The organism is Mesorhizobium sp. M1078, from assembly GCF_040318615.1.
Lineage (GTDB): Bacteria > Pseudomonadota > Alphaproteobacteria > Rhizobiales > Rhizobiaceae > Mesorhizobium.
Map to the genome: position 1 here is coordinate 1 of NZ_JAMYMP010000053.1, position 23,514 is coordinate 23,514.

Sequence of the window (23,514 nt, forward strand, 5' to 3'; positions counted from 1 at the left end):
CCCGCTCGGAACGCTGGTAGCGCTCGAACAGCTCGGTGGAGAAGCGCCCGGCCCGGTCCTGCGGAACCCGCAGCTCGAGCTTGCCGACCCGCGTCACAAGGGTACGGCCGTAACAGCCCGAGCGATAGCCAAGCCGTTCGGGATAACGGCAGCAGGACTCGCGTCGGTCCATAATGTCGCCAACCGATGCCTGCCAAGCGGGACCATTGAGAGCGCCGCCGCATGCGATCAAGAAGCTGAAGCCGATGATCATCCATGGGTCGACAATGCCCCGCGCCACAACAGCGGTCAGCATCGCAGACGCTACCGCCCTAAATGCACCAGCCGGCGAACATGACCCTGCGACGGCTGAAATGGTCGGCGATAGCCCCGACGAAGACAGATAGAATAAACGCAGGTAGTGTCGATGAGGCCCTGCACCAGCGCGACCATCAGATCGGATGTCGAGATCGTCGCCATTAGGCAGCTCATGGCAACAGTCGGCATCAGCCAACCAAGACTTGAGACCTGCGTGGCGAGCCAGATGAAACGAAAAGGTTCGATTCTTGAGCGGCGCAAACGTCCCTGGCGAAATTACATCCGGATCTGCGCCAGCCACTTCCCTCACCTCTGTGCCTTTGCCTTTCGTCTACTGGTCCCCTTGCCTTGGCGTGTCGTCCAGCGGGATCAGCATAGTGACGGGGCAAGCTTTTCGGAGCGCGGCAAATTTGCGAGCACCACTGGCCATTTCCACCCGGTCAGGCACCTCCCTGCACATGCGCGAGCGCATCCGACGGCCGTTCACGTATTACGCAATCTACCGATCCACCTCGAGGAGCCACTCGAATTAAACTCAATCGGCAAGCTATATTTTTGCCTCTCCGCAAGGTTTAGATACGTGCTAGTCGTCCTTAACCCTTTGATCGTGCGCTGCTAATCGGCGAGTCCAAAAAGCTGGCGACTAAAAGGCCCGCAGCCAAGTAATTTGCCTGTTGGCAAAGGAACAAAATATGAGCGTCACAAACCGTGAACTTGAGAGCAGGCGCAGAGCGGCGGTTCCCAGTGGTGTAGCGTGCGCGTTCCCAATATTTGCTGATAGAGCTCTTAACGCAGAGCTTTGGGACGTTGACGGACGACGTTACATCGACTTCGTGGGTGGAATGGGTGCCCTCGCTGTTGGTCATTCGCATCCTGCAATCGTAGCAGCGGTTCGCGATCAGTTGAATCGCTTCACTCACACCTTTTTTGGAACTGCCCCATATGAAGGCTATGTTGCCTTGGCCGAGCGACTAAATGCTCTTGCACCGATGGCTCCAGCCAAGACCCTGCTCGTTACAACAGGCGCGGAAGCAGTCGAGAACGCAGTTAAGATCGCTCGTTACCACACGGGCCGCCGGGGAATTATTGTGTTTAGCGGAAGCTTTCATGGCCGAACGCTCCTGACGCTAGGAATGACAGCTCAAGTAAACCCTTACAAGATGGGTTTTGGTCCATTTCCAGGAGACATTTATCGTGTTCCGTTCCCGTACGCTTATCGCGGAATCAGCACGCAAGACGCCCTGTCAGCCCTCCATGCTCTGTTTGAAACAGAACTCAATGCCTCAGAAGTAGCCGCAATTATCATTGAGCCGGTGCAGGGCGAAGGTGGATTCCTGCCGGCGTCCTCTGAATTCCTTAAAGCCCTTAGACAGATCTGCGACACTCACGCCATAGTTTTGGTCGCTGATGAGGTCCAGTCGGGTTTCGGACGGACGGGCAGGCTTTTCGCCATAGAAAACTTTGACGTTCAGCCGGATTTGATAGCTGCCGCCAAGAGCCTTGCGGGCGGCCTGCCACTTGCAGCCGTGATCGGCAAGGCCGAGATCATGAACTCGGTTCACCGAGGGGGGCTTGGGGGCACTTACGCGGGTAATCCATTGGCATGCGCAGCCGCACTGGCTGTCCTAGACGTTGTTGAGAACGAAGGATTGCTCACTCGGGCGGAAGAAATCGGTGCGCGCCTACAAGCGGGATTCGAGCGCCTCCGAATTAGAAGCAACCATGCAGAGATCGGCGAGATCCGGAGGCTCGGCGCAATGATTGGCATAGAATTGGTTACGGATAGCGTCAGCCGCGAGCCAGCGACAGATGTCACCGCGAGACTCATCCAAGAAGCCGCTCGAAACGGCCTGCTGCTGGCCTCGGCAGGACGCTTTCACAACGTGATCCGCTTTCTTGTGCCGCTCACAACTTCGAACGACATTTTGGACGAAGCCATATCTATCCTGGGTCGATCAATGGAAGATATGTCTGAACTCCAAGCCTAGCGCGAAGGCGAGGGACGCGGAGGTAACCAGTGGAGCCGCCGATCGCCTCGTAATTCTGATCTGGCGGGTCGGATTCACACCGCCCCCTTTCGGCACAGTTGATCTATGAGTGCTGCGCCGATTTGGCAGCGCCCTGTCGTCGGGAAGCACGCCTTGGAGATCGGGCGCCTTAAGTTGTGTGCCCGGAAGCGAATGTTGTGTTCCTGCGACGCCGACCCAAGGTACGTCCCCTGTATTGAGGCAGCGCAACGTAAATTCGCTACTCGGCGCGCCGAGTAGCGGAGGAATAACTGGGGTTTCGCGGCTGGCTCAGGCTTCCGCAAACAAACGAAGCGCAACATCAACCGCTAGACGAAAAAACATGAGTCTGGTTGCAGAACTCGAGATGAAAGATCAGGTGCCAGCAGAGCCGCGTCGCGGACGCCGGCGGCCGCTACCCGACAAGGTCAAGAACATCGTATGGGGCCGCGCTGCGGGACGGTGTCAATATGCGGGATGCAATGCCCTATTGATCGGCGACGAGGTGTCGGGAGCTGTCAACGCTAACGCGGCTTATATCGGGCACATCATTGCGGACTCGGAGGATGGGCCGCGAGGCGATCCGATTCAATCACCGAAACTTGCCCAGGAGCCGGATAACCTGATGCTCGTCTGCGACCGTCACCACCGCGTTTTCGATCGCGAGATGGTTGCTGAGCATCCCGCCGATCTCTTGATGGCAATGAAGCGTCGCCACGAAGACCGAATCCGGACGGTCACAGCCATCGACGAGGATATGAGCAGTCATGTCATTCGATACGCTGCGAAGATCGGGACCAACGGCCAAAGGCGACCTCAAATGGTCGATGATCCCGGATCGCTATCCGCTTGACGACGGCTGGATAGATCTCGATCTCGCGACGCTCGATCTATCCGATCACGAACCGGATTTCTGGCGCATCCAGATCCGCAACCTGCGGGCCGGCTTCGCCGAGAAAGTTCGTGGGCGGATGGAGCGGCAGGAAATCCGTCGCCTAACAGTGTTCGGATTGGCGCCGATCCCGCTCCTGATCGAGCTAGGGCGTCTGATCTCCGACATCGCAACTGCAGACGTCCGGCAGTTGCTGCGCAGCCCCAAGGGCTGGAGGTGGGACCCGAACGCTCCGCCGCTCAAGTTCAACGTCCTGCGGCCGTCCGGTCTGGCCGGAAAGGTCGCGCTGAAGCTGGCGGTCAGCGCACCCGTCGTAGACGATCGGATCCACGCAGTGCTCGGCAACGATGCGGCGATCTGGTCCATCACGGCCGACGGCGCTCATAATGACATCATGCGCAGCCAGGCTGATCTGGCCGAGTTCGCGCGTCTTTTCAGAACAACGCTGGATGCCATAAAGATCGCCCATGGCGAGAACACGATGGTGCACGTGTTTCCCGCCGTTCCAGTTTCCGCGGCTGTCGAAGCTGGTCGCGCTTGGCAGCCGAAGGCGCACCCCGCTCTCAAGATCTACGATCAAAACAAGAAGCTCGGCGGCTTCATTTTCGCCCACGAACTTGAACACGCCAGCTAATCAGGAGTTTTTTATGAACATGCATTTGAGCCCGACGATCACCCCAGAGGCTGACGACGTTCTCGAAGACGTCGCCAAAGAACTCGAGATTCCCGAACATCGATACGAACAGGCGGAGACGAGCTACAAATCGCTGGGTGACTGGCTCAACCGACCAGAGTCGACAATTCGGAAATACGGGCCCCAAGTCCACGTCCAGGGGTCGTTCGGTCTCGGCACCGTCACGCCACCGCTCACCGCGGACGAGCACTACGACATCGATGCCGTCTGCGAGTTTCACCGCCTGACGAAAAACGATACCACGCAGGCCAATCTAAAGCGCCTGCTCGAAATCGAGATGAGGCTGTACGCCCGCAGCAAGAAAATGATCAAGCCGTTGGAGGAGCATCGCCGCTGCTGGAGGCAGCCGTACGCGGACGAAGCTCAATTCCACATGGACGTCACGCCCGGAATTCCGAGTGGCGGCGAACTGACCCAACTCCTGAAAACGCGCGGCTTCGATGTTTCGCTCGCCGAGACCGCGATTTCGATCACCGACAACCGCCACCCGCACTACCAGATTATCGCGGCCGATTGGCAGCGTTCGAATCCACGCGGCTATCTGAAATGGTTTCTGACACGCATGGCCAAAGCCTACGAAAAGCGCAAGAATGAGCTTCTTCAGAAAGGCGTGAGGGCCGGCACTGAACCGATTCCGGACTACCGGATCCGCACCCCGTTGCAGTACGCAATCATGATCCTGAAGCGCCATCGCGACATCATGTACACCGACCGCAGCGACGACGACAAGCCGATCTCGATCATCCTGACGACGCTCGCCGCCCACTCCTACGACGGAGAGGAGAAGATCGCTGAGGCGCTGTTCGTGATCCTGACGAAGATGGACAGCTTCATCGGTACCGCGGCGGACGGCAGCCGTCTCATCGCCAATCCCAGCGATCCGCTGGAGAACTTCGCCGACAAGTGGAAGGAGCATCCAAAGCGGGAGAAAGAATTCCACAACTGGCTGCGAAAGGCCCGCGCCGACTTCACGGCGTTGGCGCAGTTGTCGAACAAGGAACTGATCACCGAGCAACTTGCCAAGGGCGTTGGTGTCGGCATTGCGGACAAGACGCGGCGACGTTCGGCCGCTCGGCTCAGTACACCGGCCCTGCTGACCGCCGGTCTCGTCCGCAGCGAGGCGCAGGCGCGGAATTCGGCCGTCCGGATCGAGGGAGATCGCCGGAATGCCTGAGGGTGTCGACCCTCTCGCTCAGCGCTTCAACTCAGCTGTCAACGTCGTTGAATCATGCTGGCAGCAAGCTGGCTTGCGCCCGCTAAGGCTCGACGCCAGACAACTCGCTAGCTACGGGGGGCGCTTCCCCATCGGCTGGCGATTCGACTGCGACTTTTCCGATCGGCGGCGCCGGCTCGACGTTCTGGTGACCGCGGCCTTTCCTTTTGCGCCCGCGCGGATCGCGCTGGTCGACCGTCCTTCCTTTTTGACTTGGCCCCATGTCGAACGCGACGGCGTGCTCTGTCTGGTGCCGGATCACGCCACGTTTCCCATCGACGATCCGTACGCCGGAATCGCCGAACTGCTTGAGATGACGTTCGATCTGATCGGAGCGCTGATCCGCGGCGAGCGCAAGGGCGACTTCCGAAGCGAGTTTCTTACATATTGGCATCATGCAGGACGCGGCCGGGCCCGGACCATCCTGTCGCTGATCGAACCCGCGCCGCCATCGCGGATCGTCAGGATCTGGGAAGGCGCACGAAGAACTATCATCGCCGACAATGACGACACGTTGCGCGATTGGCTTCGCAATTTCGCTCCGGCAATCCCCGCAGCCGAGCTCCGCTTCAATAGCGGCTTGCTGGTCTGGATGGACGTCGTCCTGCTGCCGTCCGAATATCCTTCGTCGGCGAAGGACGTCCACGATATCGCCGCCCGCGCCGGCATCGCCGACCATCTCGACGAACTTGCCCGCGAGATGCGTCAACAGCTGATCGTGATGCTGGGCTCGAGTACCGAGAACGGACCGGCGCTCGCAACCACGGTCGTCAATCGACCGAAGATCGTTCGTGGATCGGATCCGCTGATCGCCGGGTTTCGCCCCTCGCGCGTGCCCGACAACGTGCTGCACGCCCGACTGTTCGGGGGAAATGCCGCCGAGCGCACCTCGGTCGAACGCGTCGATCCGACATGGGTCCATGGCGCGACCGCGATCCGCGGATTCCCACGCTGCGCGGGGCGACCGTCGCCGTTCTCGGATGCGGATCAGTCGGCGGACCGGTTGCGATGACGCTTGCCCGAGCCGGCGTCGGCAAGGTTATCCTCGTCGACAAGCAGACCTTCACGGGCGCCAACATCGGCAGACACCCTCTCGGAGTCGGCTCGATCGGCGCAGCCGAGACAATCGAACTCGCGAAGCGTATCCGCTCGGACCTTCCGCACATCGAGGTGGAGTGTCATAACTTGCTCGTGCAGGACCTTCTGCTTCGCGCCGACTGTCCCCTCGCCGGTGTCGACCTCATCGTCTCGGCACTTGGCGATTGGCCGAGCGAATCCCTTCTCGACGAATGGCAGGCTGTCCAAAAAACGCGACGCTTTCCGATCGTTTACGGTTGGACGGAGCCGCATGCCGCCGCCGGACACGCGATCGTCGTCTCCGGCGTCGAAGACCGCTTGCGCGACGGGCTGGATGCCACTGGATTGCCGCACCTCGTCGCGACGCGCTGGGCACAGGAAACCCGGCGGTACGAGCCCGCCTGTGGAGCGGCGTTCGATCCCTACGGCCCTGTCGAGTTGGGATTTATCACCTCGATGGTCGCGCAGACCACACTCGACGCCCTTCTCGGTCAGGCTCCATCGGCTACACATCGCATCTGGCTCGCGCGCCGCACCTTCGTTGAAGCTGCGGGAGGTGCATGGAGCGACGAACTGCGAGCCATCGCTCCGCAAGCGCTCGACGGCGCAACCATGATCGAAAGACGATGGAGCCGGGCCGCGAAGGATCTGGCGGCGTGATCCCCTTCGACATTGGACAATCGGGACAATCGCTCGCGTTCAGTGACAGCGTTCTGGAGCACTTCAACCAACACCGTCAAACCCGCTTTTGGCACAAGGAGGCCGGTGGACTGCTATTTGCGCGATTTCAGCTTCCGGTGATCGACATCGACTTTGCTACCGGCCCGAGGTGCGGAGATCGACGGACCCGCTATTCTTATCGGCCCGACGAGCGGGCCGAACAGCGTGAGGTCAATGACATGTTTTCGCGAGGGCGGCATTTCGTAGGCTGCTGGCATACGCACCCAGAGGATATCGCATCGCCTTCGTGTATCGACCGCCGAAACATCGCCGATTGCGTGCGCCGCTCCTACCACGCGTTGAATGGCTTCATCATGGTGATCGTCGGCAGGAATCCAATTCCGGACGGAATGTGCGTTTCTGTGTGCGACAAATCTTCCGTCTACGAGTTGGCATTTTCGCGAAACGCCGCGGCGATGGATTCTTCATTAACTTCATCTACCCGCAGCTCGGCGCACCTTGAATGAAGCTCGGCAGATCTTGGAATGCCAGATGGCAGAGATATGAACTGAACGACAACGATCTCAACCAAGAGCAATGGCCGTTCGTCACTGGCGCGTGCGTTCTTGCGAGGCTCAGTAGCGTATTTTTTCCCGGTGCCGCGCGGGCCGATCATAAGGGCCAGTGTTCCCTTCGGACAAGAGCTTCCGTGCACTAATCATGCCCTCCTGGCGAAAGCTCGTCGCCGGGAGGTGGCTAGAAATCGGCGTCAGGACGTTCCTGTTCGAACACGGTGATCGCGTCGACAGGAAAGTCCCCGTCGAGCAGCGGTTCGAAGTGGTCCAGAATAGGGGATCGGTGCCTGCTTCCTGCGTGAGTTGTAGTGTCAAAGACGTGCCATTGAACGTAATCTGGCACACCGCGGGGGGTCCGAGAGGTTGACCGTTAGGCTGTCAGAACTCTACCTCCGACTGCCGCAATTACTCAGGGATTCGGAAGGGTGTGGTATCGCGAAAGCGGCGTAGCACGTTCTCAGATATACGTGCGACATTGTTGACATAGCCGGCGTGGGGTAGGCAACTGCCCCAAGCTATCGAGCCGACAGAAAAGACCGCGCCGCCTGCCGGTGTCTCAAAGAACGTCATATCGGCACGAATCGGTTCCCTCGGGGCGTCGTTCCACAGTCTGGTGAAATAGTTAAGGCCGCCAAGTATGCGCGCGTAAGAACTGCCGTGCTGCTCGGAGGCGGCTACCACGAGTGCGTGACGTGGTGTACCGAGCTCCTCATTGACCACATCGATCTCGAGTCCGGCGGCTCCACCGATGATGCCGAAATCGCCAATGACATCTTCTGTTATGCCCTCGAAAATGAATCGAGCTCGGGCATCGTCACTGACGGCGAGACGACGATAATAACTACCCCGATCGAAAGCTTCTGTCAGATATCCCACGCCTACCAGCGATTGTTCGGGTCTGCCTAAGTCCGGCCACATGCCGCAGAGGCGGCCGGTAAAACTGCTATGGGCTTCGCCAGCACCAAAGCGGCCGTTTCCCGAATGGCGCCGCCTGAATTCAACCAGGCCATTTCGTTGAGGATGGTAATCGATTGCACTGGTAAACCCGTTCCCGCCGAGGTACATGAGCCGTCCACCTCGAGCGAGAAAGCCATCCAGGGCTTGCAACATCGGCAGCGACCAATATTCAGGATGACTCCCGGTAATAAGTACCCGACATTTGTCCAGTGCGGCCAAGCCCTCGCGGTCGAGGTCTTCGTCTGTCAGTGTCTGGTGATCCGGAGCCACGCGGGCGAGCCAGCCTAGCAAACAAAGGTCAATCTGGAAGTTCCAAAGCCAGCCTCCAGGCTGGAGATTCACCACCGGCCGTCGCAGCGAGCCAATGCAGCGCTCGCTGCCATCATCGTGCGGATCGTAGAGCGACTTGCCAATGCCCGGGTGTTCGAAAGCCAGCAGATCGAGCGGCGTGTACGAGGACGCGATGCAACCGAGGTTGTACTCGTTCGTTTGCCGCTGCATGGTCAAGTTCGCGTAGCACGCATATGTTGCAGTCGGTGCCAGAAAAGCAACATCGCTGGTGGCGTCGGCAGACTGTCTTACAAAAAACGGAACAAAAAACTCTGCATCCGCGCCGCGCAGACGCGCGGCGTAGCAGCCGCTGGGCCAGTCGGTCGGCACGGCAAGTCTCAGGTCTTCTTGCCAGCCGGGGGTTTCAATATCGTCGTGGTGGAAGTGAGCCGCGCCGTACTGCTCAGGCGCGCGGCGCCAATCCATCGTTGGGCTTTCCCAAGCCGATCCCTGGACAGCGCGGGTGGGCTGATTGATGCACACGCCGTCGTGACCAGAGCCTGATTCATCTGGAACAATTTCTGATACTGGGTCGCCCAGCAAATTCCAATCGCCGAGACAGGGCCAATTCAAAGATTCAGTCGGGTTGCGTGATGCCAAATCGCTGAGTTCTTCGAGCGACAGTGCCGCAGCCAGAATCCGGGGGCGCTCGATTTTGCCGTTGAAATGGTGGCAAGGAAATCCGCCCCCATCCCGCTCGGCCGCTATTAGAAGGCGGCCATCGCCATTCGCGGGCGGCTCTACGTCATCTACAGTAAGCCAATTCGCGCCAACATGGTCATGCGTCCCCGAAGCGAGGCGATGGACCACAACCAACAAATGTCGGCGCTCGGCATCATAGCTCAGGGCAACGAAACTCCAGAGCCACAGAGGTAAGGGGCGATCCAGGCGGTAGATCCGCGGCTCGACTGTATTTCGGAGGATTGCCGCCAGGCAGCCGTCTGCCTCCAGACGCAATGCTACTCCCCCACCCCCACGGGGGGTCAGAGTACTGAGCAGGCAACGTGGCTGGCCGGCTATAAGGGTCGGCATGACGTAGGCACAAACCGTTACCGACCCAAGATCCGCCAACCGCTGCGATCCATCCACCTTGATGTAGGAGCCAGCGCAAATGGGTTGCGCGCGTCCTGGATAACGCTTGGCCTCCCGAACCGGCATGACGGGCGGCTGGAACGGTGGCATCTCCGGTCCGGCATCGAAGCCAAGGAGCCGCACGAAATCGCAGTCGAAGCTGTCGAGTTTCAGACAGCTCACAGCGAACGCTATGCTTTCGCCAGGTTTAACGCTGTCGCGGTCGGCATAAGCGAGAATCGCTGGGCGATCAGACATCGTCACCTCCCTCCCGCATTGGGAGCGGACCAATGAGGTGCTGCCAACGCTGTTTAAACACCCAGCACTCAACTTCCTCGCGCGATTGGAAACATGCCGGCGCCATGTCGACCACCCGCATGGGCAAATTCCGCGACCAGCGCGCAGCACGCCACTCGCTATACGGCCGCGTCATGATCGCGATCCATTTGCCAGCAAGCGGCTGTGAGCGCATCACGTCCAGAATAAAACGGAGCTCGGCGCTGTGGCGGCCGAAAGGTGCGACAAGGAACTCGCGGACCAGGTCAGAACGACCGGCAAACTCGGCCAAGGCAGAGCGGGCCGCAGTCGTACCGGCACTCTCAGGCGAGTACTGCGATTGAGAATTCCCGAACTCAGCGCTCGAACAGTCAACCGTCACCGTGGGGCTCCCAGCTTATATGGCAATCCTTCGACTTGCGCCTTTGTCAGCCCAAGGCTATGCATCGGTGCCATCATCGTCTCAATATGCGACACTCTCGGCACCAGATAACACCTGCAGCACCAAACGGCACATTCACAGGTCACAAGGGCTTCGTCACGTCCGACGAAGCCCCATAGTCGGGCTAGCTGCTGTCTCAGGCGGCCCCGTCGAGCCAAACCTTACCCAGGTCGATCTCAAATGTCGGGTGCATGGCGTAGCCCCTGACTTGCTTTGTCGAATGATTAAATAGGGAAAGCCAATAGGGCTGAATGATTATGCCGGAGTCCTGCAGGAGTGTTTCAATATCCTGCATGAGCGCCTTGCGTTTCTGCGGATCCGGAACCGCCAACGCCGAGTCGAGCTTCTTATCGAATTCCGGGTTTGACCATGCCGCCTCATTCCATGCTGCGCCGCTGCGATAGGCAAGGGCCAAGACCTGTACGCCCAAGGGCCGCATATTCCAATTTGTTGTCGAAAGCGGGTACTTCAACCAATCGTTCCAAAAAGTGCTACTGGGTATAACCGTACGCTTCACCTTGAATCCGGCATCGCGCAACTGCGCGGCAATCACGTCGCCCGTGTCCTTATGCCAATCCTCGTCATTACTTATAATGTCGTGTTCGAATTCCGTCTGACCCGCTTCGGCCATAAGGCGCTTGGCAGCCTCAATATCCCGTTTCTTTCCCGGAACCGGGTAAAATTCGGGATGTAATGGCGCAACATGATAGTTCGCGGCAATGGTGCCGTAGCCATTGGCGGCAAGTTGCAGCACAGCACCATTGTCGACCGCCAACTGCAGTGCATTGCGCACCCGCTGGTCGTCGTACGGCTTAGTAGTGACGTGGGCGCGACACACTAGCGTCGTCGAAGTTTTCGCCTCAGATTTCACCAACCCGAGGTCATCAAATGTAGTTACATTGTTCGCGAACGTCTGATAGTTCGCATCTACTTCACCTGATTCGAAAGCGCTCAGAAGAGCGGACGGATCGCTGCCATAGTCAATGAATTGCACTTCGTCGAGGTAGGCTTCACCGCCCCACCAGCTTCCATTTGTTCGACGCTTCAGGACGGCCTTTTGACCCACGTCCCATGACACTAGTTCAAACGGCCCGGTGCCAACGGGGTGTGCGACGAGGTCCGACCCGTTCTTTTCGTAGTCACGGTGAACAATGAGCGCGGGATAGTCGGCAAACCCCGGAATGATCGTAATATCGGGTTTGGGAAGCTTAAGTTTAACCGTGTAATCGTCAACTTTTGTAATGGCGCCCTCTAGCGCCTTGCCTGTCTTTTCATCAACGAGCGTGGCCATACGCGCAGCCATTGAGTTCCCAGGCACGTCCCTTTCACACCAGCGTAGCAGGTTAGACACTACGTCATCTGCGGTGAAATCGTCGCCATTGTTCCACTTGACGCCCTTCCGCAGTTGCAGGATATATTCCGTCGCGTGGTCATTCGTTTCCCAACTCTCAAGAAGCCTGGGTTCGAAAGTGTATTCCGTAGTATACTTGACCAACGGTTCTAGGAATTGGCGACAAATATTCGCTAAATCCGGAAGGTCATTTAGGCGCGGGTCCTTCTGACCATTGACCTGCATAGAAATCCGCAGAGTTCCGCCTTTCTTAGGCAGTTCTGCGGCATGCGCCGGCGGCATTGCATCCAGCATCGAGTACGCCATGGCTGTCGACGCACCGAAGACGGAAGCGAGCGCCAGGAACTCGCGCCGGTCCATTCCGCCCTTTTTTGCCTCCTCGGCAAGGCTGTCGAAGACCTTAGGCATGGGTTTGCCATGCTCAGTAAAATGCCCCATTTGAACCTCCCGAATTGGCTAAGGACTGCGGCTTTGTACCAGCACAGATAGCGCCAGGATCTTCGGCACGCTAAGACAGAGAGGCTGTGCTTTTTGCCGCTGTTGCGCCATTCACGCACCGCAAGTTACAGAAAACAGCGCACAGTGCCATTCGAATTAAAATCAACCGGCAGGCAATTTTTTTGCAAGTTCGTCGTCTGATTGGTTCGACGTTACCGCGTGGATAACCGGTCCGGTTTCCTCGTTTTGGTTAAACCCGACTTACTCTTATCCGGTCGATAGCTTGCCGCGCCTGCTTTTCGGCCTATCGCGCGTTGCGCGACGATTTGAACCTCGTCTCGAGACCGTTGTCTTGCCGCCGCGCGATGCAGCTACATGAACCGTGTCGGCTGGCCACTTCATCTCGGGAGTCGCCCGTGGGCCGAGCAAGCTACTGCAGGATTGCCCCTCACGGCCTGGACCATCAGGAACAGAAGTGTCACTGCGGTCAAATGATTGCGACCGCAAGGACAATGCGTTTCAGGAGATAGAGCCACAGCGTGTCAGGAGATAGAGCCACATGATTCCTGCCCGATCACATCGCTGAGTGGTGAAAACAAGGACATAAGAAACCTGCTGTCCCGATCTTGCGGAAATCGATTCATGTCCATACCCGCATCAAAACCGTCGCCCCAGAAGTGGGACCAAAATGTGTCTCACACCCATATCTGACACGGCTCTGACAGGCTGCTTTCCGATGTCCTCCACGACATGAATATCGGCCGGCTACTTCTGCCGCTCAGTTCTGACAACTTACTTCACGGAAGACTTAGTTTGGCAGTGCGGCCCCCATCCACGACAAAGATCTGGCCGGTGACGAATGCAGCTTCGTCGGAGGCAATCCATGCGACCATAGCCGCGACTTCCTCAACACGGCCGGTTCGACCCAACGGATGAATGGCACCCAGCCGCCCCCGCGCCTGCTCGGGCAAAGCGGCGACGAAATTGACGTTGAGATCCGTATCGATCCAGCCAGGAGCCACGCCGTTGCAACGCACCCCGTCTGGCCCGCCATCGACCGCCACGGCACGCGTCAAACCATGCAGCCCTGCCTTCGACGCACAATAGGCCGCGTGCCCGGGGTTTGACGCCAATCCCTCTATCGAGCCGATATTGACAATGGCGCCGCGGCTTCTGCGAAGATGAGGCATGGCGTGACGGATCAGCAGGAAAGGGGCATCAAGATTGAGCGCCATTGTGCGCCGCCACTCGTCCAGCCCCGTCTCATCTACTTTGGCTTCAACCATGCGCCCGGCGTTGTTGACGAGGATATCGAGCCGGCCGGCCTGTTGAACGACATCGTCAATGATCATGGCCGGAACGTCAGGGTCGCAAAGGTCCGCGATTATTGTTTCTATACAGCCAGCCCCCTCAAGCTGAACCGCAAAGACCCTGGCTCCCTCGCCGGCAAGCCTGTCGGCGATTGCCGCCCCAATGCCGCTGCTAGCGCCGGTCACGAGGGCGACTTTCCCGGCGAAGCGGCTCATGCCACAGCCTTTCCGCCGTTCACCTCGAGAAGCGCGCCACACATGTAGCGCGCGGCATCCGACCCCAAGAACAGGACAGCATGAGCGATCTCTTCCGGTCGCGCGAGGCGAACAAGCGGTACCGAGTCGTCTAGGTCGGCCATCGCCGTATTCGGATCCAGCCCGCGTACGGCGAAGCCGGTGCGCTGCAACGGCGTGTCGACTTCGTTGTGGCAGACCGCGACGACCCGGACACCTTCTCCCGCGCGGTCGCGGCCCATCCACCGCGTCAGCGACGCGAGCGCTGTCTTGGGCGGTGAAGTCGGCATCGCCCAGTGCGGCAAGATGGTTAGTTGCGTTTCTTCCTCGGATGGCTCCGACGCCTTGTAGCCAGCCACTTCGAGCGTGTGGTACGCGACACCAAGGACAAATTTCTCAATCAGAGCTGACGGCTCTGTGGGCCTGATCTGACGGCCATGCGCAATATCGCACAAGGCCGCCGCCTCGGCTGCGCCCGGCGCGTCATTCGATGTCCGAAGTTTCAATCTGAATCGTGGTGGGAGCATCTGCACTGAAGCCGCTTTCGTGGTTGGGTGCCCGAGCCTCCGCCGTAGGCCAGTACGATTTGGCTCAGGCTCAAAGGCGTCGCTCAAAAATTCCCCAGTCCGTCCGATGCAGGCGAAATCGCCAGGGCGGCCGCGACCTGTAAGAGACCGGAGGGAGCGTCGATTCGGTGCCGGGCGCCGGCTTCGTCCAGCAATTTCGATGGGACTCTGATTTTGTAATGTTCCGCCAGGTGCACGACGCAGGTCGGTGAGGTACAGGACGTGGCGTGACACCCAAAGGGGGCCAGGCTTGGTGGCCGTCGCCACAACAATCCATATCGTTCTAGAAGACCCTCGGCGAACAAAGCGTGCCAACCGAGAGCGCATTGCGCAGTGAATTCTCCCAAAGCTGCGCGCCGCGCCTGAGTTCCGCCATCTGCCGCAGAAGGTATCCTCTCGTCCATCAGGCTTCCCCTGGCCACGTGCTTGGCAACTACGCCGGGCGCTTTCAGCAATCCGCCACCGGCAGTTCCTGCTTCCTAGCTACAAGGAGACTCAAAAGTCATGCCAACTGAGCAGTAGGAGCGCCAGAAAAAGAGTTCTACAGGGCATTCAAAGCCTTAAACGACAGTCACCTGGAGGCAAGCCGACCGACACCGTGTCACGGACGCGACAAAACCCACAGTTGTGCCGGCATCCTGCGTTTCCCAGCATTGCTCGGAATCCGTCAGTCTTGGAGCCAGTTCCAATCTCGTAGACTGACCAGTCAGGTGGCCAATCCTACTTGCAACAAAACCTTCAAATGAGTTTGCAGGATCTTAGCGCCCGCAAATCACCGACACTGCTATTGTCACTGCCAAGTCCGAGGTCATCACGGCTAACAACCCGGTGGCGACAGGCGCTGACCACAAAATACGCAAAGGCAGGTCAACAACCAATGGCAACGAGAGCACTCATTCTGGTCGAAGGCGATCCAACGGGTACTGGTCTTCTCTACACCAATCGGCCCAGCGTCTTGGCCTTCATCCAATTACCCTGTCGGCTGATCCAGCTCAGTATAGCTATCTTGAAAGGAAAGGGTACGAGGCAATCCGTGTCGATACAGACGATCTCGATGCGCTTATCCGTGAATGTTCCCGTATAGGGGCCACTTATGACATTGCTGGCATTACGTCCTCCCTGGAGGCGTTCTATGCAACAATTGGCAAGCTCTGCCAGTATTTCGATCTGCCGGGACCGAACCCCACATCGATTGAACGATGCTGCGACAAATTCACCCGACGTCAGCTCCTCGCGGAGGCCGGCGTTCCAGTACCTGCTTTTCGCTTAGCAGAGAATGCGACGGACGCAGAACGCTCTGCCGCGGAGATCGGCCTCCCGGTGATTCTTAAGCCGGCCGTGGGCGCAGGCAGCAGAGGTGTCCGATTGTGCCGCGACGCCAATGAGGTGACCGAACATACGACGTATCTGTTGGGCGGGAAACACATATGCGGTCCTCGCCAAAGATACTGGTCGAAGAATTCGCACAAGGCCCCCAGTATAATCTTGAAGTAATGGGAAATGAGGTCATTAGGATTGCCGCCGCTGACTACGGCCCACTGCATTTCGTCTGTCGTGAGCACATCTATCCGGCCCCCTGACCGCTAACGAGTGTAAACGTATCGTCGATGTTTCGCGTCTGGATGAATGGTGAATGTGTCAGTGTGCTTTGCGGAAACATTCAAACCGCTATGCGGGTGCAGCACGGCACCCGTGTCGCTCGAAAGGCGGCACATGGTTTCGCGGGTCACCGGACCCGTTGTGATCTCTTGACGCGAAGGTTCACTAGGCTTGACGACTTCCCGTGCCATTGGCCGCGCACCCTCCGGTTCAGCGAACTGCGCCAATCTGGAGTCAGGCAAGATCAGGTTGCTGGCGGCACAATAAATCGAGAGAGTTGCCCTCTCCGGACTGGGAAAAACGATAGGCCAACGGCCGGTAGCGATGGCGAGCCGGATACGTTGTCCTTTTTCGAAGCGCTGTCCGCAGCAACGCAACTTCATGCGTACCGCTTCGGGTTTGCCCGGCGTCATCGGTACCGGTTCAAGTCGTGTGTCGGTGGGCCAAGTTCAGGATACCATAGCTGACGCGCAGCGGCTGGGCCGTCTTCCAGCACGAGCGACAGCGTGGCCGACAGAATTGCCACCGGCTTATCAGAGGCGCGTGTCACCTCGAACTCCGGGAAGCCGAGAATTCCACCGCCTCCGCAAGAGGCTCGGTTTCCAATACCAAAGCGTTGCTGGCTTCCATGCGCTGGTCGACCAGCAGCGTCGGCACCATGCCGTAGGCGCACCAGGCATCGGATGACAGCCCAGCGGTGGACGGGGAACAGATCGTGAGGACGGCGTCGCTGCCATCCCCTTCGGCAAGACAGCCCGGTGAAATCGCTAGCCAGCGTTCGACAATGCCCGGTGCGGGCCAGGAGGGCTCTGCCACGCACATGGGCTCCCAATGCGGATGTTGGAACAGGCGTCGACCAGGTCAGGCATCGGCTCCGAAGCATCGGCGCGCCGCCCCCCCGCCGGGTACCGTATGACGCCGACGCGCACGACGGCCTGCCGACATGCAGCTGGGCACGGCGACCAACCAAGGCAAGGCTTCGAACGTCACTGCGCTTGCCGCGATGGTCGGAACTGCATGGAAGACAATCCCGGAACCGGTACTGCAATCCTGCGTCCGCCCTACACGCCGATCCCGATTTCGGTTCTGGGAGGTGGCGACACCGACGAGCACCTCCCGGCCCCGCGGCGTGACGCCGAGTCCCGAATGGGCCAAGGCTCGGAGTGCGGTCTTCGTCGAAGCAGGCAATGTGATGCGGGCGCAGCATTTCCAGGCGCGGGGCGAGGCGCATTGGCGTCAGTCCGTCGATCGCGGGGCTGGCCACTCGCAAGGGCGTGGGCATCTCCGATGTGACGTCGCTCGGCAAAGCCGAGGTCCAAGGCGCGCAGGCGGCCGAATTCCTCGACCGGCTCTACTGCAACACCATTGAGAACCTGAAGGTCGGCATGGTGCGTTGCGGCTCATTGTCTTCGATGACGGTACCTGCGCCCGGCTCGCTTAAAACCATTTTCGTCGTTTCGACGACCACAGCTCAGGCGGGCCCAGTTTATAGCCTTCCAGGATTTCGCCTTGTAGCGGGTCTCGGTGTAACCGCGCAGGTCCGGCTTGTGTTCGAGCGCACGGCGGGTGCGGATATCATCGGCGACTTCATCGACGAGGGACCGTTGCACCGCATCAGCCAGCAACGGGACGAGCCCAAGCCAAGCGGCGAAGTCACGGCCGCATTTGAACGTCTCCATCGGCGGCGCGAAAGTTTCGATCGCCGGGCGGCGATGGGGCCAACGCTGGGCATGGTTTGCAAGTGCCGATGCCTCAGCTTCCCTCGATAGGGCAACGATCTTCTTCCTCAGTGCGTCAATCCGGACAGTCGGCTGATGGAACTGGTCCAACAGATCGCTGCAGATCTCGCGGACCAGATCAGGCAAATTGGCGTTCTCGTCCTCAACGAAACGTTCAAGTCGGCTCAGATAACGAATTCCCTGCGGCGTGATGTGGCCTAACTCATGGAGGTGCGCACGCAATGCGTTGAACCAACTCAGTGCGGTGATTGACCAGCTGTTCTCGTGTGCGAAATATTATCGACCGAGACTGCTGCCCCTCGGTTTTCATTTCGACGAAGCGCCGTTGGCCGTTTCGCCTCCGCATGCGCTGCGTCGTTCTTCTGCCGCTTAATGAACGCCTTGACTACCAAGGTGCAATCAGCTTCCAAGGTGCAATCAGCTTCGGCTGATTGCCAAGCTGGACCATCTCGCGAGCCCAATAATGCGAGCCGGCACACGCCCCCATCGCCACGACACATGCCGGCTGGCCCTCCATAAACCTGCAAAACTGCAGGCGCGACAGCTTCTTGCGAAATACGACAGTTCCGTCAGCCGCTACGTTCTTTGCCAGATCGACCCCAATGATGGTAACTTTTCCCACGGATGCCTCCTTCCATTTTGTGGCGTTAAGCACCACAAACTTGGCACATTGCGATGCCGTCGGAGAAGGCGTAAGCGTCGGCCAATTGAAGGATGAACCCTCTCATCAGCCTGGCCGGCGTGGCGCGCTGATCAGCCGGGCCCATGCGAGAGAACGCGTCGACCAAGCCGCTAGAAACACCACTCCCCAGGATACAATCCTGATCGACTCCGGCCCGCTTTTCCAAATGGCAATTTAGTCAACTCACTCGTGAGTCTTATGCATTAGGTATCTGTGACGGTTCAGCGATAGTGAGCCTACGGCTCGGGATTCTTTTCAGCATCACATTTGCCTGGAGGTCGGCATGACGTCAGTTCAACCTTAGCTTTCAAGCGAGGCGGATGGACGCTCAGCGGACCATCCGGCCGCCCCAATGTTCGAGATGGACATCAAGCAGCGCGCGCCCGGGCACAATGCATCTTATCAGCGAATATCAGGCGCGGACGCTGGCAAGAAACGAGGAATTGTCGGACCACATTGCGCGGAGATCGTTAGAGCTACCCGCGGTCGACATTTGAATAAAGATTACTGAGGCTTCCATGCGGATCATCCAGATAAACGTCTACTCCGCTCCCCTGCCGGTCCAGGGCGGGACCTATCGAATGGCGAGCGGCTCCATCGATTTCGTTGAAAGCACGCTGGTCGAAGTCATCGCTGACAACGGCGTAGTCGGATGGGGCGAGACATGTTCCAACGGGCCGGTTTATCAACCCCAGCACACCTTGGGAGCCCGTGCCGCCATCGAAGAGATTGCGCCAGGCCTGATCGGGGAAGAAGCGACTTCCATCCGCAGCCTTAGTGCGCGCATGGATGCTCGGCTCAACGGCCACAACTACGCGAAGGCAGCGTTCGACATCGCCTTCCACGATCTGTTGGGTCGGACCTTCGGAATCTCCGTATCCACTCTCCTTGGTGGCGCTTTGACGAACCGAATCGAGACCTATTACTCGCTTGTCGTCGGCGAGCCGAACGAGACCGCAAGGATCGCTGCGGACAAGGTCAAGAAGGGATACCCGCGGCTGCAGGTGAAGATCGGTGGCCAGGATATCGAGAATGACGTCGAGACGGTTCATAAGGTCTGGGAAGTCACTGCTGGGAAGGCAAGGATCGCCGTTGATGCAAACCGAGGGTTGACGGCTGCGGCCGCGATCCAACTTTCCCGGTCCTGCCAGGCTATTCCGATTGTCCTCGAGCAGCCCTGCAACACCTTGGATGAGGTAGCGAGCCTCAAGGGACGAGTCTGGCATCCTATCTACCTCGATGAGAACACGGAAGATCAAAACGTCGTCCTTCGGGCCATATCCATGGGCATCGCAGATGGGTTTGGACTAAAGGTCACGAGACTGGGTGGCCTGTCCAAAATGGCTGCGGTCAGGGACATGTGCGCAATCCGCTCGCTGCCTCACAGCAGCGATGACACTTGGGGCGGGGACATAATCGCCGCGGCCTGCGTGCATCTGGGCGCTACGGTTGAGCCCCGGCGCTTCGAAGGCGCCTGGATCGCCCAAGAATACATCGACGGCCACTACGACAAAGCCAATCCGATTATCATACGCGACGGTCACATTGTCGTGCCGCAAGAACCAGGCCTCGGCGTTAAGCCGGAGCCAGGAATGTTCGGAAAACCCATCGCCTCGTACGGGTAACGACGAAAGCGCCATTCAGCCCGCCGCGGTTCGCCGCCTTCGTAAAAGCCGATCCTATTCGCGAAATAGCCTAGACGCTCAAGATTGCGTCCGCAGCGGCAATTCCTTGCCGACTGCGGTGTTTGAGAGGCGATCACTCGACATGATTTGCCGATCGGCTGATGGACTTCAGCATGGCTAACAGCTTGTCGGGAGCACGGAAGCGACCCGGCTTGAGCGACGGCGGCGCCGTCGCGGCAAGTGCCTCGAGCTTCTCGGTCGGATCGGCCCGCAAATAGGTCTCCGTGCTTTGCAGGCTGGCGTGACCGAGCCAAAGCGACACTTTGCGCACATCGCGGGTCGCCTGGAGCGTGTGCATGGGGCAGGTGTGGCGCCTATGTCTTGGTCGACATAGTGCAGAGCGTTTTTAGCTCACCGTCGCGATCGGCCTCAGTGCGCTCTCGCCACCCGCCTTTCTGCGCGACGCCAAGCTAAAAACGCTCTGCATTGTGCCGCAGTAGTATTAGGTAGCTACTCTCGTTGCTCACCTGGTCGAGATACCTTGTCCCAGCCAAGTTCATTGCCGAATTTGGGATAATTTTGGCTCAGTGTACGGCGAAACGATTAGACCATTGGATTTTATAGCTGTAGCCGGGCAGACCTCGAAATATCGCATTTCCATATTATTGTAAATGCGGTTCCCGAGGTAGAAAAATCCGACTTTCGGAGCTGCACGAAGGGAACGCTTGTTCATTGGGCGAATGAATGCGGTTACCTTCTCAAGCGCCAAGTACTCAAAGGCAAATTGGACTACTGCCCTGCCGGCCTCGGGACCTATCCCCTGCCCGGCAGCTGCAAGGTGGAGGTAGTATATGAATTCCACGAGATTCGGATCATCCGGTACGTTCGTGCCGCAGCACTCCAATCCACACAAGCCAGCGAACTTTATGGTTTCCTTCAATTTGACGAATGCCATCCATAAGCCGAAACGATTGCGCCGCCAATGATTGATAGAGCTAAGCAGTCTAGCTTTCGACTGCTGGATCGTCGGGTAGACTCCATTTCCGACGGCGTTTACCACAAAAGGATCACTATAAACTCCATGTAGAAGAAGTTCGTCGCTATGCGACGGCGGCCTTAGGATCAGCCGCGGCGTTTCTAGGACATGCATGAGAAGCTCCCTTTGCCGGCGGACAATTACACTTTGGAGGAAATTCTGTAGTAGGTTTGTGTCGCATGCTGAAGACTCTTCAAATGCGCTGGGGCGGGCGTTGTACGCTGATGATGTTGTCACCACACCTAAGGAAGCGCATGCCTTGACCAGAACTTGTGGGCCGGCTTTCCCGTGCCCGCGAAGCCTAAGATGACGGCCCTTAACATAGGTCGGGTCTCGAGGGACGAACTCGCCGCCCTGGCCAACCTGGGTGGTCCTCGACAACCGATAGTGCTCCACAACATCTTCACCCCGATAAGTGAGCCGCGATCCGAGCACCGGCACGTAACCAGAATAGGTGTCCGCGATCGTTATGCAGCTTCTTGCCTGTTTCAAGCTGGTCGCTCTTGCCAATCCGATTTTCGCCCAGCTTTCCGAGCACGCATCGCAATCTCGTCGGCATCAGATGATCCAGAGTGAGTGAGGGACGCCACCCGCCCAAGCGACTCGTCGAAAATCGCCAACGCTTCGTCGATGATCTCGTTCGATACTGTAAGCGGCGCAAGGACGCGGATGACGTTATGCGCGCGTCCGGCCGAGGCGAGCAGAAGACCGTGTGTCGCGGCGTCCTCCACGAGCCTCGCCGTCAGCGCTGTCGCCGGGCGCTGGGACACTGCATCGTCAACGAGTTCAATGCCGATCATCGCGCCCAAACCGCGCACCTCGCCGATAATTGGGTAATTGGTCGTCAGGTTGAGGGAGCGGAACCCGGTTGTGAGGCGCTCACCGATTTCCATGCTGCGGGCAGGCAGGTTCTCCTCCTCAAGCACGTTCAGGGCGGCAAGTGCCGCTGCGCATGCAAGGGGATTTCCTGCGTAGGTGCCTCCGAGCCCACCCAGCGGCACAGCATCCATGATCACCGCCTTGCCGACAACAGCGGCGATTGGGAGCCCGCCGCCGAAACTCTTTCCCAGCGCTACAAGATCCGGCTCCACCCCTGAATGCTCGATGGCGAAAATCCGGCCGGTGCGAGCAAAGCCGGACTGGACTTCATCCGCGATCAGGACGATGCCGTGCGCGTCGCACAAAGCGCGCAGACCGCGTATGAACTCCGGCGGCGCCGGCAGGAAACCACCTTCACCCTGGATCGGCTCGATCACCATGGCTGCAACTTGGTCGGGTTCGATCTGCGTCTCGAACAGGTCTCGAAGCGCTTGAAGGGCCTCCTCTGCACTCGGGCCTCGATAGGCCGAAGGAAAGGGCGCGTGGTAGACATCTGTGGGGAAGGGGCCGAAGCCGCGTTTGTATGGGTCGAGCTGTGAGGTCATCGCAAGGGTCAGTAACGTGCGTCCGTGAAAGCCTCCGTTGAAGACGACGACACCCCTTCGACCCGAGTGGAAACGAGCGATCTTTACCGCGTTCTCCACCGCTTCTGCGCCAGTGGTGACAAGCAGGGTTTTCGCCCGCCTAGAAAACGGAGCCACCGAGTTGAGGCGTTCGGCGAGCCGCACGTAGCCGTCATAAGGAATGCTGCCGAAGAAGGTATGGGTGAAGCGCTGCAACTGCGTTCTGACTGCATCAACCACCTGCGGATGCGAATGTCCGACCGCAAGCGCGCCCATGCCGCCGATGAAGTCGATATATCGGCGGCCCTCCGTGTCCCAAATCTCCGCACCTTGGGCGCGTTCCGCACATACCGGAAACGCACATGCAACGCCACGCGGCAGCGCCCTCTCACGTCTCACCTGGAGTTCCGCGCTCGATCGTGCCATCATGCTTCAATACACTCCCCTTGTACAAACACGCGTTGCACCGGCTGCCAGCTTCGCCAGCGCGATTTGCGGTAGCGTGGTCATGGCCGCCCCTCCGTTGGTGCGCTGGCCTTCTCGGGCACCTGGAAAACCCAGTAATGCGCGTTCTCTTCGGCTACGTATCTGCTGTCTTTTAGACACTGTGCCAGCACAAGGACGCCCGCATCCTGCAGACGCCGCACCTCGTCTTCAAAGGATGTGGTCTCCGCATAGCTCTTGCGGGTGCTTGCGATGATGAATCCGTTCGGGCGCGTGACGCGAGCCAGTTCGCGCAGCCCATCCGGTCGGACGTGCCCGAGCGTGAAGACGCCGCAGCAGACCGTGATGTCATAGCTCGCGCTGGGATAGTCGGAGAGCGGCCTGTTAAGGTCGACATTGCCTTGGACATGGCGGTAGACGCCGGTTTGCCGGGCCTGTACGGCCATCTCCTCGGAAGGTCGAACCCGTCGATCAACCGGAAGCCGTGGCGTTCCAGTTCCACGCCGACGAGGCCTGTTCCGCAGCCGGCGTCCAGGATTGCGATGGCAGTTCGCTGCC

At 58.9% G+C, this 23,514-nt stretch carries 22 protein-coding genes and 4 pseudogenes; 10 read left to right on the forward strand and 16 right to left on the reverse strand.

The window, feature by feature from the left end; all coding sequences use genetic code 11:
• From NKH38_RS31435 to NKH38_RS33515, 3 genes and pseudogenes are all read right to left on the reverse strand, one after another.
• A pseudogene (locus tag NKH38_RS31435) lies at positions 1 to 148 on the reverse strand (transposase); the annotation flags it as partial.
• A 69-nt stretch (positions 149 to 217) separates the two neighbouring features.
• Positions 218 to 295, reverse strand: a pseudogene (locus NKH38_RS33510) (hypothetical protein); the annotation flags it as partial.
• A gap of 16 nt (positions 296 to 311) precedes the next feature.
• A complete protein-coding gene (locus NKH38_RS33515) occupies positions 312 to 389 on the reverse strand; it encodes a hypothetical protein (protein WP_502905813.1) in 78 nt (25 codons plus the stop codon).
• 600 nt (positions 390 to 989) lie between these two features.
• Here NKH38_RS33515 and gabT (NKH38_RS31445) point away from each other — a divergent pair.
• The 7 genes from gabT (NKH38_RS31445) (at position 990) to NKH38_RS31475 (ending at position 7,366) form a co-directional block, all read left to right on the forward strand.
• On the forward strand, positions 990 to 2,285 hold the full coding sequence (gene gabT / locus NKH38_RS31445) for a 4-aminobutyrate--2-oxoglutarate transaminase (protein WP_352765362.1): 1,296 nt from the start codon (positions 990 to 992) through the stop codon (positions 2,283 to 2,285).
• Between the two features lie 361 nt (positions 2,286 to 2,646).
• Entirely contained in the window at positions 2,647 to 3,156 is a 510-nt protein-coding gene (locus tag NKH38_RS31450; protein ID WP_352765360.1) for a hypothetical protein, read from the forward strand.
• Positions 3,071 to 3,829, forward strand: coding sequence for an SAVED domain-containing protein (locus NKH38_RS31455; RefSeq protein ID WP_352765358.1), 759 nt, complete (start codon positions 3,071 to 3,073; stop codon positions 3,827 to 3,829). Before NKH38_RS31450 ends, NKH38_RS31455 begins: the two co-directional genes overlap by 86 nt.
• Positions 3,830 to 3,842: 13 nt before the next feature.
• The gene (locus NKH38_RS31460; RefSeq protein WP_352765357.1) at positions 3,843 to 5,063 is read left to right on the forward strand and encodes a nucleotidyltransferase domain-containing protein; all 1,221 of its coding nucleotides are present in this window, start codon (positions 3,843 to 3,845) and stop codon (positions 5,061 to 5,063) included.
• Entirely contained in the window at positions 5,056 to 6,114 is a 1,059-nt protein-coding gene (locus NKH38_RS31465; RefSeq protein ID WP_352765355.1) for an E2/UBC family protein, read from the forward strand. The genes NKH38_RS31460 and NKH38_RS31465 overlap by 8 nt, the downstream gene beginning before the upstream one ends.
• Positions 6,111 to 6,839 carry a ThiF family adenylyltransferase gene (locus NKH38_RS31470; RefSeq protein ID WP_352765354.1) on the forward strand — a complete coding sequence of 243 codons (729 nt, stop codon included), beginning with the start codon at positions 6,111 to 6,113 and terminating at the stop codon, positions 6,837 to 6,839. The genes NKH38_RS31465 and NKH38_RS31470 overlap by 4 nt, the downstream gene beginning before the upstream one ends.
• Positions 6,836 to 7,366, forward strand: a complete 531-nt coding sequence (locus NKH38_RS31475) for a Mov34/MPN/PAD-1 family protein (protein WP_352765352.1) — start codon at positions 6,836 to 6,838, stop codon at positions 7,364 to 7,366. The genes NKH38_RS31470 and NKH38_RS31475 overlap by 4 nt, the downstream gene beginning before the upstream one ends.
• A 453-nt stretch (positions 7,367 to 7,819) precedes the next feature.
• Here NKH38_RS31475 and NKH38_RS31480 read toward each other — a convergent pair whose 3' ends face one another.
• The 5 genes from NKH38_RS31480 to NKH38_RS31500 all read right to left on the reverse strand — a co-directional run bounded on the left by NKH38_RS31480 (position 7,820) and on the right by NKH38_RS31500 (position 14,329).
• A complete protein-coding gene (locus NKH38_RS31480) occupies positions 7,820 to 10,030 on the reverse strand; it encodes a N,N-dimethylformamidase beta subunit family domain-containing protein (RefSeq protein WP_352765350.1) in 2,211 nt (736 codons plus the stop codon).
• On the reverse strand, positions 10,023 to 10,340 hold the full coding sequence (locus NKH38_RS31485) for a N,N-dimethylformamidase alpha subunit family protein (protein ID WP_155929870.1): 318 nt from the start codon (positions 10,338 to 10,340) through the stop codon (positions 10,023 to 10,025). Before NKH38_RS31485 ends, NKH38_RS31480 begins: the two co-directional genes overlap by 8 nt.
• Positions 10,341 to 10,626: 286 nt before the next feature.
• Positions 10,627 to 12,279, reverse strand: a complete 1,653-nt coding sequence (locus tag NKH38_RS31490) for an ABC transporter substrate-binding protein (RefSeq protein ID WP_352765349.1) — start codon at positions 12,277 to 12,279, stop codon at positions 10,627 to 10,629.
• A 797-nt stretch (positions 12,280 to 13,076) separates the two neighbouring features.
• Positions 13,077 to 13,805: an SDR family NAD(P)-dependent oxidoreductase gene (locus tag NKH38_RS31495; RefSeq protein ID WP_352765348.1), complete on the reverse strand. Its 729-nt coding sequence runs from the start codon at positions 13,803 to 13,805 to the stop codon at positions 13,077 to 13,079.
• Positions 13,802 to 14,329 carry an SDR family oxidoreductase gene (locus NKH38_RS31500; protein ID WP_352765347.1) on the reverse strand — a complete coding sequence of 176 codons (528 nt, stop codon included), beginning with the start codon at positions 14,327 to 14,329 and terminating at the stop codon, positions 13,802 to 13,804. Before NKH38_RS31500 ends, NKH38_RS31495 begins: the two co-directional genes overlap by 4 nt.
• Positions 14,330 to 15,266: 937 nt before the next feature.
• On the opposite strand from NKH38_RS31500, the pseudogene NKH38_RS31505 reads away from it, so the two are divergent.
• A pseudogene (locus tag NKH38_RS31505) lies at positions 15,267 to 16,004 on the forward strand (ATP-grasp domain-containing protein); the annotation flags it as partial.
• On the opposite strand, the gene NKH38_RS31510 reads toward NKH38_RS31505, so the two are convergent.
• From NKH38_RS31510 to NKH38_RS31520, 3 genes are all read right to left on the reverse strand, one after another.
• A complete protein-coding gene (locus NKH38_RS31510; RefSeq protein WP_352765345.1) occupies positions 15,973 to 16,401 on the reverse strand; it encodes a CocE/NonD family hydrolase C-terminal non-catalytic domain-containing protein in 429 nt (142 codons plus the stop codon). The pseudogene NKH38_RS31505 and the gene NKH38_RS31510 sit on opposite strands and share 32 nt — an antisense overlap.
• A 133-nt stretch (positions 16,402 to 16,534) precedes the next feature.
• On the reverse strand, positions 16,535 to 16,804 hold the full coding sequence (locus NKH38_RS31515; RefSeq protein ID WP_352765344.1) for a hypothetical protein: 270 nt from the start codon (positions 16,802 to 16,804) through the stop codon (positions 16,535 to 16,537).
• Positions 16,756 to 16,917 (reverse strand): hypothetical protein, encoded by a 162-nt coding sequence (locus tag NKH38_RS31520; protein ID WP_352765342.1) that lies wholly within the window; start codon positions 16,915 to 16,917, stop codon positions 16,756 to 16,758. The genes NKH38_RS31515 and NKH38_RS31520 overlap by 49 nt, the downstream gene beginning before the upstream one ends.
• Before the next feature lie 360 nt (positions 16,918 to 17,277).
• On the opposite strand from NKH38_RS31520, the pseudogene NKH38_RS31525 reads away from it, so the two are divergent.
• Positions 17,278 to 17,331 (forward strand): annotated as a pseudogene (locus NKH38_RS31525) (hypothetical protein); the annotation flags it as partial.
• 781 nt (positions 17,332 to 18,112) lie between these two features.
• Here NKH38_RS31525 and NKH38_RS31530 read toward each other — a convergent pair.
• Positions 18,113 to 18,349, reverse strand: coding sequence for a hypothetical protein (locus NKH38_RS31530; protein WP_352765340.1), 237 nt, complete (start codon positions 18,347 to 18,349; stop codon positions 18,113 to 18,115).
• A gap of 578 nt (positions 18,350 to 18,927) precedes the next feature.
• Here NKH38_RS31530 and NKH38_RS31535 point away from each other — a divergent pair.
• A complete protein-coding gene (locus NKH38_RS31535) occupies positions 18,928 to 20,034 on the forward strand; it encodes a mandelate racemase/muconate lactonizing enzyme family protein (protein WP_352765338.1) in 1,107 nt (368 codons plus the stop codon).
• A gap of 133 nt (positions 20,035 to 20,167) precedes the next feature.
• Here NKH38_RS31535 and NKH38_RS31540 read toward each other — a convergent pair whose 3' ends face one another.
• The 4 genes from NKH38_RS31540 to NKH38_RS31560 all read right to left on the reverse strand — a co-directional run bounded on the left by NKH38_RS31540 (position 20,168) and on the right by NKH38_RS31560 (position 23,402).
• Positions 20,168 to 20,392, reverse strand: coding sequence for a hypothetical protein (locus NKH38_RS31540; RefSeq protein WP_502896683.1), 225 nt, complete (start codon positions 20,390 to 20,392; stop codon positions 20,168 to 20,170).
• A gap of 198 nt (positions 20,393 to 20,590) precedes the next feature.
• Positions 20,591 to 21,562, reverse strand: a complete 972-nt coding sequence (locus NKH38_RS33520) for a GNAT family N-acetyltransferase (RefSeq protein WP_502896682.1) — start codon at positions 21,560 to 21,562, stop codon at positions 20,591 to 20,593.
• On the reverse strand, positions 21,559 to 22,941 hold the full coding sequence (gabT, locus tag NKH38_RS31555) for a 4-aminobutyrate--2-oxoglutarate transaminase (protein ID WP_352765337.1): 1,383 nt from the start codon (positions 22,939 to 22,941) through the stop codon (positions 21,559 to 21,561). The genes NKH38_RS33520 and gabT (NKH38_RS31555) overlap by 4 nt, the downstream gene beginning before the upstream one ends.
• Positions 22,942 to 23,018: 77 nt before the next feature.
• Complete coding sequence (locus NKH38_RS31560) at positions 23,019 to 23,402, reverse strand: methyltransferase domain-containing protein (protein ID WP_352904786.1); 384 nt, start codon at positions 23,400 to 23,402, stop codon at positions 23,019 to 23,021.
• Between the last annotated feature and the right edge of the window lie 112 nt (positions 23,403 to 23,514).

Coding starts and splice junctions, on each gene's coding strand:
- NKH38_RS31560 (WP_352904786.1), bottom strand. CDS start 23,402: ATGGCCGTACAGGCCCGGCAAACCGGCGTCTACCGCCATGTCCAAGGC.
- gabT (WP_352765337.1), bottom strand. CDS start 22,941: ATGATGGCACGATCGAGCGCGGAACTCCAGGTGAGACGTGAGAGGGCG.
- NKH38_RS31540 (WP_502896683.1), bottom strand. CDS start 20,392: ATGCACACGCTCCAGGCGACCCGCGATGTGCGCAAAGTGTCGCTTTGG.
- NKH38_RS31495 (WP_352765348.1), bottom strand. CDS start 13,805: ATGAGCCGCTTCGCCGGGAAAGTCGCCCTCGTGACCGGCGCTAGCAGC.
- NKH38_RS31535 (WP_352765338.1), top strand. CDS start 18,928: ATGCGGATCATCCAGATAAACGTCTACTCCGCTCCCCTGCCGGTCCAG.
- NKH38_RS31460 (WP_352765357.1), top strand. CDS start 3,843: ATGAACATGCATTTGAGCCCGACGATCACCCCAGAGGCTGACGACGTT.
- gabT (WP_352765362.1), top strand. CDS start 990: ATGAGCGTCACAAACCGTGAACTTGAGAGCAGGCGCAGAGCGGCGGTT.
- NKH38_RS31450 (WP_352765360.1), top strand. CDS start 2,647: ATGAGTCTGGTTGCAGAACTCGAGATGAAAGATCAGGTGCCAGCAGAG.
- NKH38_RS31510 (WP_352765345.1), bottom strand. CDS start 16,401: ATGACGCCGGGCAAACCCGAAGCGGTACGCATGAAGTTGCGTTGCTGC.
- NKH38_RS31490 (WP_352765349.1), bottom strand. CDS start 12,279: ATGGGGCATTTTACTGAGCATGGCAAACCCATGCCTAAGGTCTTCGAC.
- NKH38_RS31455 (WP_352765358.1), top strand. CDS start 3,071: ATGTCATTCGATACGCTGCGAAGATCGGGACCAACGGCCAAAGGCGAC.
- NKH38_RS31465 (WP_352765355.1), top strand. CDS start 5,056: ATGCCTGAGGGTGTCGACCCTCTCGCTCAGCGCTTCAACTCAGCTGTC.
- NKH38_RS31480 (WP_352765350.1), bottom strand. CDS start 10,030: ATGTCTGATCGCCCAGCGATTCTCGCTTATGCCGACCGCGACAGCGTT.
- NKH38_RS31470 (WP_352765354.1), top strand. CDS start 6,111: ATGACGCTTGCCCGAGCCGGCGTCGGCAAGGTTATCCTCGTCGACAAG.